This is a genomic window from Pseudomonas sp. F2 (assembly GCF_057174385.1).
This window is the reverse complement of record NZ_CM169904.1, coordinates 38,379-47,137: the sequence shown is the minus strand read 5'-3', so window position 1 is coordinate 47,137 and position 8,759 is coordinate 38,379. Positions and strand designations below refer to the sequence as shown.

The window sequence follows — 8,759 nt, the reverse complement described above, 5'->3', positions numbered from 1 at the left end:
TTAGCTACGCTTCAGGATGTTCTTAGCTCTGTTGTTACAAGAGTGAAACGCTTACACCTTAAATTATCGTCAAATATTTGGCGACAGTAACACACCATCAGGACCAGGGAGATGCACCCCATGCGCGTTTTAACCCCCCTTTGCAGCGCGGTTTTGCTGGCCATGGCTTGCACTTCTCAAGCCCAGGCCATGAACCTGACCGAGGCAATCCAGAGCACCATTGCCACCCACCCGGATCTCGCCTCGCGTGTGGACGCCAAACTGTCGGCCGATGAGCAAGTGAAAGTGGCCAAGGGCGGCTTCTACCCGTCCGTCGACTTGAATGCCGCCTACGGGCGTGGTTACAGCGACAACACCAACACCCGGGCCTTCGGTAATCACCACACCGAAATTCTCAATTACACCCAGTCGGAACTGCGCCTGCGGCAAATGATCTTCGACGGATTCAACACGGCCAACGAGGTCGAGCGCACCAAGGGCGTGTCCAACTCGCGCGCCTACTACGCGCAAGGCACCGCCCAGGATCTGGCGCTGCGTACCATCGAGGTCTACCTCGAAGTGCTCAAGCGGCGTGAATTGGTGACCCTGGCCAAGAACAACCTGCAAGCGCACCTGCGCGTGAATGATCAGATCGGCCTGCGCACCCAACGCGGCATCGGCAGTACCGCCGACTCCGATCAATCGGTCGCCCGTAAGGCGCTGGCGCAAAACAACCTCGACACCGCCGAAGTCGATCTGGCCGACGCCGAATCGAACTTCTACGCCGTGGTCGGACGCATGCCCGATGAACTCGAAGCGCCACCGTCGACCCGCGGCGAGGTTCCTGCCAGCCTGCCGGAAGCCCAGCAGAGCATGGTCGAGAACAACCCGTACCTGAAATCCGCGCAGGCGGACGTGCAGTCAGCCGAGAGCCAGTACGAAGTTGCCAAGTCGCCGTTCTATCCTCGATTCGATGCCGAAGCGGCGGTGGGTGCGAACAACAACGTGCAAGGCGATGAGGGCCACGACAACGAATGGCGCGTGGGCGTGATCATGAACTACAACCTGTTCCGTGGCGGCAGCGACAAGGCCCGTCTGGCGTCCGATGCGCACCAGATCAACCAGGCGATGGACATCCGCAACAACGCCCTGCGCCAGTTGAACGAGAACATTCACCTGGCGTGGAACGCCATGGTCAACGCGAACAAACAGACCCCGACCGCCCGTGAATACGCCGAGACCACCAAACGCGTGCGCGCGGCGTATCAGGATCAGTTCGGCCTCGGCCAACGCACCCTGCTCGACTTGCTCGACAGTGAAAACGAGCTCTACAACGCCAACCGCCGCTACACCGAAATCCGCTACACCGAGGAATATTCGATGTATCGCGTGCTGGCGAACATGGGCCAGTTACTGAGCAAGCAACGGGTGGTGCTGCCGGCGGATGCGATTGCGGCGACCGAAGTCAAAAACGAAGCGCGCCTGCCTGAGCTGAAATGAAGTAACCCCTGTAGGAGCTGCCGAAGGCTGCGATCTTTTGATGTTGTTTTTGCAGATCAAGATCAACAGATCGCAGCCTGCGGCAGCTCCTACAGGGGAGATGTGTCGATAGCCGAGTCCGTTCAACAGGGGCGATCAATATGACCAGCATGGCCGAAGGCGGACACACCGGAATCGATCCGCGGCTGAGCTTCGATGACCCGTTACTCGACGGTCTGTTGATCCTCTGCAAGCTCCACGGCGCGACGGTCAGTCGCGCCAGCCTGAGTGCCGGGCTGCCCCTGAACAAGCAACGCCTGAGCCTGGACCTGCTGCCCCGTGCAGCCGCCCGGGCCGGTTTGCAGGCGCGCCTGTTGCGGCGTGAACTGAAGGATATTTCTGCACTGAATCTGCCGATCCTGTTGCTGCTCAAGGATGGGCGCACCGCCGTCCTGCGGCGTTTTGGCGATGACGGCAAGGCGCTGATCCTGCCCAGCGAAGCCGATGGCGGCGAGCAATGGGTCGAGCGCGAAGAACTCGCCGAACACTACAGCGGCCAGGCCTTGTTCGCCCGTCCGCGCCACGAACTCGAAGACTTGCGTTCACCGCTGGTGCCACGGGTGCATGCCTGGTTTCGCGACACGCTGAAGCTGTCGAAATGGCTGTACAGCGATGCAATCCTCGCCAGTTTCCTGATCAATTTGCTGGGCCTGATGGTGCCGCTGTTCGTCATGCAGACCTACGACCGCGTGGTGCCGAATCAGGCCACCTCGACCTTGTGGGTGTTGGCGATCGGCCTGCTGATCGGCACCGCTTTCGAACTGGTGCTGCGGGTGGTGCGCGCGCATCTGCTCGATACCGCCGGCAAGAAAACCGATGTGATCCTTTCCGCGACGTTATTCGAGCGCATCACCGGCATGTCGATGAAAGCGCGGCCGGCGACCATCGGCGGTTTCGCCCAGAGCATTCATGACTTTCAGGGCCTGCGCGAATTCCTCACCGCCGTGACCCTGACCAGCCTGATTGATCTGCCCTTTGTGGTATTGATGCTGGTGGTGATCGGCTTGCTCGGCGGCTGGCTGGTGGTGATTCCGCTGCTGGCGTTTCCGATCACGATCATTTTTGCCCTGGCGATTCAGGTGCGCCTACGCGACACCGTGCAAAAAAGCCTGAGTCTCGGCGCCGAACGGCAGGCGCTGCTGATCGAAACCCTCGGCGGCCTGGAAACCCTCAAGGCCTGCAGCGCCGAAAGCGAGCGCCAGCACAAATGGGAAAGCACCCACGGCGCCCTCACCCGCCTCGACAGCCATGCGCGCAACCTCTCGGCGCTGGCGACCAACGGCACACTGTTCATCCAACAGTTCTCGGGGATGGCGACGATTGTTGCCGGGGTCTACAGCATCATCGCCGGCAACCTCAGCGTCGGTGCGCTGGTGGCCAGCTACATGCTCGGCAGCCGTGTGCTCGCGCCACTGGGACAGATCGCCGGGCTGATCACCCGCTATCAGCAAGCGCAACTGACCATGAAAAGCACCGACGCGCTGATGGGCCTGCCGCAGGAGCGTGACGGCAAGCAGCGGCCACTGGAACGCACACAGCTACAAGGTGCGCTGGACGTCAGTGGCGTGACCTTTCATTACAACGGTCAGAATGCACCGGCGCTGGGCAACGTCAGCTTCAGCATGAAACCCGGCGAGCGGATCGGCATCATCGGTCGCAGCGGCTCGGGCAAAAGCACATTGGCGCGGCTGTTGATGGGCTTCTATGAACCCGAGGAAGGCCAGTTGCTGCTCGACGGCCTCGACCTGCGGCAACTGGATGTCGCCGACCTGCGCCAGCAGATCGGTTACGTCGCCCATGACCTGCCGCTGCTGGCCGGCAGCCTGCGCGACAACCTGACCCTCGGCGCCCGCTACATCAGCGACTCGCGCATGCTCGAAGTCGCTGAGCTGACCGGCGTTACCGACCTGGCGCGGCAGCATCCGCAAGGTTTCGACCGGCCGGTGGGCGAGCGCGGCCAACTGCTCTCCGGCGGCCAGCGCCAGGCAGTGTTGCTGGCCCGGGCATTGTTGCTCGACCCGCCAATCATGCTGCTCGACGAACCCACCAGCGCCATGGACAACAGCAGCGAAGACCTGCTGCGCCAGAAGCTGCACGGCTGGGTGCAAGGCAAGACCCTGCTGCTGGTCACCCACCGCACCTCGATGCTGAGCCTGGTGGACCGGCTGCTGGTCCTGGACAACGGCCGGGTCGTCGCCGACGGCCCGAAAGAGGCGGTCATCGATGCACTGCGCAAGGGCCGCGTCGGTTCGGCGGCGGTCTAGATGCGCGCACATAATTTTATGGCTCTCACAAAACCTGTGGCGAGGGGATTTATCCCCGATGGGCTGCGCAGCGGCCCCAAAGGCTCTGAGGGCGCTGCGCACCCTATCGGGGATGAATCCCCTCACCACAAGTAAGTGTTACGGGCGACGCATGGGTAGTGCGGTTTGATGTTTTATTAACTGAGGGGTATCGCCCCATGTCTGCATCTTCAGGTAGCAAATCACGCGGCTACTTCGACAGTTTCGGCAAAAGCGCCGAAGCCGAGTACATGCCGGAAACCGCTGGTGCTTCATTACAGGATTCGCCGCGCTGGTCGCGGATCACCGTATGGCTGGCGGCAGCGCTGTTGATCAGCGCGCTGGTCTGGGCCAAGTTCGCGGTGCTTGAAGAAGTGACCATGGGCGAAGGCAAGGCGATTCCGTCGAGCAAGGTCCAGGTGATCCAGAACCTTGAGGGCGGGATCGTCACCGAGATTTTCGTACGTGAAGGGCAAATGGTGAACAAGGGCGACAAGTTGCTGCGCCTGGATGACACGCGGTTTCTGTCGAACAAGGGCGAGAGCGAGGCCGACCGTTATGCGTTGATGGCGCAGGTCGAACGTTTGTCGGCTGAAGCCGAAGGGCGGCCGATGAAACTCTCGGACGAAGTCGTCAGCAAGGCGCCACAAGTGGCAGAAGACGAACGCGCGTTGTACGACCAGCGCCAGCGTCGACTGGCCAGCGAACAACGCACCCTCACTGAACAGCTGCGACAGAAAACCCAGGAACTGGCGGAGTTTCGTTCCAAGCAAGGTCAGTACAGCTCCAGCCTTGCGCTGTTGCAACAAGAGATGAACATGTCGTCGCCCCTGGTTGGCACCGGCGCCGTATCGCCAGTGGAAATCCTGCGACTCAAACGCAGCGCGGTGGAGATTCGCGGCTCGTTGAACGCGACAACGTTGGCGATCCCACGGGCGGAATCGGCAATCAACGAGATCAAGAGCAAGATCGACGAATCGGAACAGACCTTCCGCTCCGACGCGGCCAAAGACCTCAATCAGAAACGCACCGACCTGTCGAAAATCACCGCCTCGAGCATCGCCATCGACGACCGCGTCAGCCGCACCACCGTGACCTCGCCGGTGCACGGGGTCATCAAGCAGCTCAAGGTCAACACCATCGGTGGCGTGGTGCAGCCAGGCAGCGACATGGTCGAAATCGTGCCGCTGGAGGACAACCTGCTGATTGAAGCCAAGGTGCGTCCGCAAGACGTCGCGTTCCTCCATCCGGGCCAGAAAGCCATGGTCAAGTTCAGTGCCTATGACTACACGATCTACGGCGGGCTGAGCGCAAAACTGGAGCTGATCGGCGCCGACACGATTACCGATGACAAGGGCAACAGCTTCTACCTGATTCAGGTGCGCACCGATAAAAACCACTTGGGCGGCGATGTGAAACCGCTGCTGATCATCCCGGGGATGGTGGCGACGGTGGACATTATTACCGGGGAGAAAAGTGTGCTGGATTACCTGCTCAAACCGGTGCTGAAAGCGCGGACAGAGGCGATGCGCGAGCGGTAGAAGTTTCTGGATCTGGTGGTGAATTGACTGGCCTCATCGCTGGCAAGCCAGCTCCCACAGTGTCCGTGTCGAACACAAAATCTGCGAACACCTCAGAACCTGTGGGAGCTGGCTTGCCAGCGATGAGGCCAGTACTGCCAACACTTATCTGTCGCCATGATTGCGCTGAAAAACCTCCTCCCCCATCGCCGCAATCTGCCCCTCGATCAATGCCTCGAACGGCTTGAGCAACGGCGCAAACGTCGTCGGCGCTTCGAGGGTTTCCAGCGCCTGCACGATCGCCTCAATCGTCGACAACGCCCCCGGCCCCGGCGCTTTGCGCAACCGGTAGCGCGATACCCCGCCCGCCGCCAGCGTCACCCGCGGCAACGCCGCCAGCAACGGATTGAGATGAAGCATCTTGCGCGCCTTGCGCCAGGTGCCGTCCGGCACCACCAGCAACAACGGTTCTTCGGACTCACGGTAAGCCTGCAGCGGCTGTGCATCATCGGCGGGAAACAGCAACCGGGCCTGATACCCCGGCCGATTGAGCAGCGCCGGCAGATCCTCGAACACCTCGCCGACAATCAGTTCGGCGTTGGTCAACCCCAGCGCCGCCAGCCGCGCAGTATTCAACGCATGGTTAACCTCGCTCGGATGCTGCAACAGCAGAATGCGGGTGCGGCTGTCGAGGCGCGGGATCAACGAGCACAGGCAGTGAGTTTGTGGGCGCAGGCAGCGCGGGCATTGGGGTCTGGACATGTTCTTCAGGCCTGATTGAGCTGTGCTTTGAGCAAATCACGAAAGGTCTGGATCAGCGGTTCGCGGCTGCGGCCCCGGCGCATGATCATCGAAAACGGCGCCTGATAACCGAAGGTCGCCGGCAGCAACACGCGCAAGTCGCCCTTGTCGGCCCAGGCCTGGGCGTAGTGTTCCGGCAGGTAGCCGATGTAGGCGCCGGACAGCACCAGAATCAGCTGTGCCTCCATACTTTCCACGGTCGCCGCGCTGTGTTTGAAACCGTGGCGCGCCAGTTCGGCCTGACTCCAATAACCACGGCCGACCATGCGTTGCTGAGTGATGACCTGCTCGGGAATCCGCCGTTCGTTGAACAGCGGATGGCGGCTGCTGCAATACAGCCAGTGCTGCTCGCGGTACAGCGGCATGTACACCAGGCCGCTCATGCGCGTGGAGAACGCGCCGATGGCCAGATCGAGGCGGTTGTCCTGCACACCGAGTTGCAGTTCGTAGGGGCTCATCACCGACAAGTGCAAATGCACCGCCGGGTGCTCCTGGCTATAAGCGCCGATGGCTTCGGCGAACGGCAAGGCCTTATCGCTGACGGTGGAGTCGATCACCCCGAGATTGAGCGTACCGCGCAGTTCGCCCTTGAGCGCAGCAGCGTATTGCTCGAAACCTTCAAGTTCGGCCAGCAGGCGCAGGGTTTCCTGATGGAACAGCTCGCCCTTGCTGGTCAGGCTGAACCCGCCCCGCCCGCGATGACACAACACCAGACCAAGCGCGGCTTCGAGCTGGCTCATGTAGGTGCTGATCGCCGAGGTCGACAGGTTGAGTTCCTGCTGCGCGTTGGCAAAACCTTGATGCCGGACCACGCTGACGAAGATGCGCAATAGTTTCAGGTCGGGTAAAGCGTTGGCCATGCGGCTCTCCAAACATCTGTCGAACGCTGATGACTTTGTGGTGAGGGGATTTATCCCCGATGGGTGGCGAAGCCGCCCCAAGCCTGCAAACCGATCTATCCGGGAAGTCGCGCGCAACGAATTTACGACTGCTGCGCAGCCGATCGGGGATAAATCCCCTCGCCACAGGGGAATCGGTACGGGTTCGGGAAGTCTATCCCGGGCCTGACCATTAGTTTAGAAAAATCTGAACTAAGTTTTTGCCCGTAGCGATTCTTCCGCCGCACTACATTTCGCAGAATCGGCCCCACAGCGGCGTCCGAACCTGTGCTCGACGGTGCGCCGACATAAATAAAACAAAGACGATGAGGCCCTACCCGTGGACAAGATTCTTCACCAACCACTGGGCGGCAACGAAATGCCGCGCTTCGGCGGCATCGCCACCATGCTCCGACTCCCCCATGTACCGACCGCTGCCGGCCTGGACGCTGCCTTCGTTGGCGTGCCACTGGACATCGGTACTTCGCTGCGCCCCGGCACCCGCTTCGGGCCGCGCGACATCCGCACCGAATCGGTGATGATCCGCCCGTACAACATGGCCACCGGCGCCGCGCCGTTCGACTCGCTGTCGGTCGCCGACATCGGTGACGTGGCGATCAACACCTTCAACCTGCTCGACGCCGTGCGCATCATCGAAGAAGCCTACGACAACATCCTCGAGCACAACGTGATCCCGATGACCCTGGGTGGCGACCACACCATCACCCTGCCGATCCTGCGTGCGATCCATAAAAAGCACGGCAAGGTCGGTCTGGTGCACATCGATGCCCACGCTGACGTCAACGATCACATGTTCGGCGAGAAGATCGCCCACGGCACGACCTTCCGTCGCGCCGTCGAAGAAGGTCTGCTGGACTGCGACCGCGTGGTGCAGATTGGTTTGCGCGCACAGGGTTACACCGCTGACGACTTCAACTGGAGCCGCGATCAGGGTTTCCGCGTGGTGCAGGCCGAAGAGTGCTGGCACAAGTCGCTGGCACCGCTGATGGCCGAAGTGCGCGAGAAAGTCGGTGGCGGTCCGGTGTACCTGAGCTTCGACATCGACGGTATCGACCCGGCCTGGGCACCGGGCACCGGCACCCCGGAAATCGGTGGTCTGACGACCATTCAGGCAATTGAAATCGTGCGCGGCTGTCAGGGCCTCGACCTGATCGGCTGCGATCTGGTAGAAGTCTCGCCGGCTTACGACACCACCGGCAACACCTCGCTGCTGGCCGCCAACCTGCTGTACGAAATGCTCTGCGTACTGCCGGGCGTGGTCCACCGCTGAGGGTTCGGCCATGCACGAACGTGATCAGGTGTTGAAAGCGGCGGCCGATCTGGTGTCCGCCTTCGCGCGTAACGATCGCGAAGCTTACTTCGGCGCGTTCAGCGCCGATGCAAGTTTCGTGTTTTACACCCTCGAACAGCCGCTGCTGTCGCGCGATGCCTATCAGGCGTTGTGGGACAGCTGGCGCGCCGAGGATGGCTTTGAAGTGCTGTCGTGCACTTCAAGCAACGCTTTCGTCAGCCTGCAAGGTGACGTGGCGGTGTTTATCCATGACGTGGCCACCGAGCTGCGCATGCAAGGGGAGCAACACTTCAGCCAGGAGCGCGAGACGATTGTTTTCAGGAAACAAGCGTCGAGCCTAGAACAACAAGGCCATTGGCTGGCCTGCCACGAACATTTGTCCGCAATGCCGGAAGGGCTGCCATCCCCTTAGCCAAGACAGGTGACGCTCACGCACGATGAGCGCGCC

At 61.3% G+C, this 8,759-nt stretch carries 7 protein-coding genes; 5 read left to right on the top strand and 2 right to left on the bottom strand.

The features are described from left to right. The first annotated feature begins 120 nt into the window (after positions 1–120). From AC193Q_RS00210 to AC193Q_RS00200, 3 genes are all read left to right on the top strand, one after another. Positions 121–1,479, top strand: a complete 1,359-nt coding sequence (locus AC193Q_RS00210; protein WP_145593291.1) for a TolC family outer membrane protein — start codon at positions 121–123, stop codon at positions 1,477–1,479. A 140-nt stretch (positions 1,480–1,619) separates the two neighbouring features. After that, a complete protein-coding gene (locus tag AC193Q_RS00205; protein ID WP_483879036.1) occupies positions 1,620–3,782 on the top strand; it encodes a type I secretion system permease/ATPase in 2,163 nt (720 codons plus the stop codon). 197 nt (positions 3,783–3,979) lie between these two features. Beyond that, positions 3,980–5,341 carry an HlyD family type I secretion periplasmic adaptor subunit gene (locus AC193Q_RS00200; protein ID WP_121184264.1) on the top strand — a complete coding sequence of 454 codons (1,362 nt, stop codon included), beginning with the start codon at positions 3,980–3,982 and terminating at the stop codon, positions 5,339–5,341. Positions 5,342–5,485: 144 nt separating this feature from the next. On the opposite strand, the gene AC193Q_RS00195 is transcribed toward AC193Q_RS00200, so the two are convergent. Continuing rightward, the gene (locus tag AC193Q_RS00195) at positions 5,486–6,082 is read right to left on the bottom strand and encodes a DTW domain-containing protein (protein WP_121184262.1); all 597 of its coding nucleotides are present in this window, start codon (positions 6,080–6,082) and stop codon (positions 5,486–5,488) included. A 5-nt stretch (positions 6,083–6,087) separates the two neighbouring features. After that, the gene (locus AC193Q_RS00190; protein WP_007956593.1) at positions 6,088–6,981 is read right to left on the bottom strand and encodes a LysR family transcriptional regulator; all 894 of its coding nucleotides are present in this window, start codon (positions 6,979–6,981) and stop codon (positions 6,088–6,090) included. Positions 6,982–7,339: 358 nt separating this feature from the next. Between AC193Q_RS00190 and speB the strand changes: the two genes are divergently transcribed. Further along, positions 7,340–8,290 (top strand): agmatinase, encoded by a 951-nt coding sequence (speB, locus tag AC193Q_RS00185; RefSeq protein ID WP_003222717.1) that lies wholly within the window; start codon positions 7,340–7,342, stop codon positions 8,288–8,290. 10 nt (positions 8,291–8,300) lie between these two features. Then, positions 8,301–8,723, top strand: coding sequence for a nuclear transport factor 2 family protein (locus AC193Q_RS00180; protein WP_121184260.1), 423 nt, complete (start codon positions 8,301–8,303; stop codon positions 8,721–8,723). Positions 8,724–8,759: the final 36 nt, after the last annotated feature.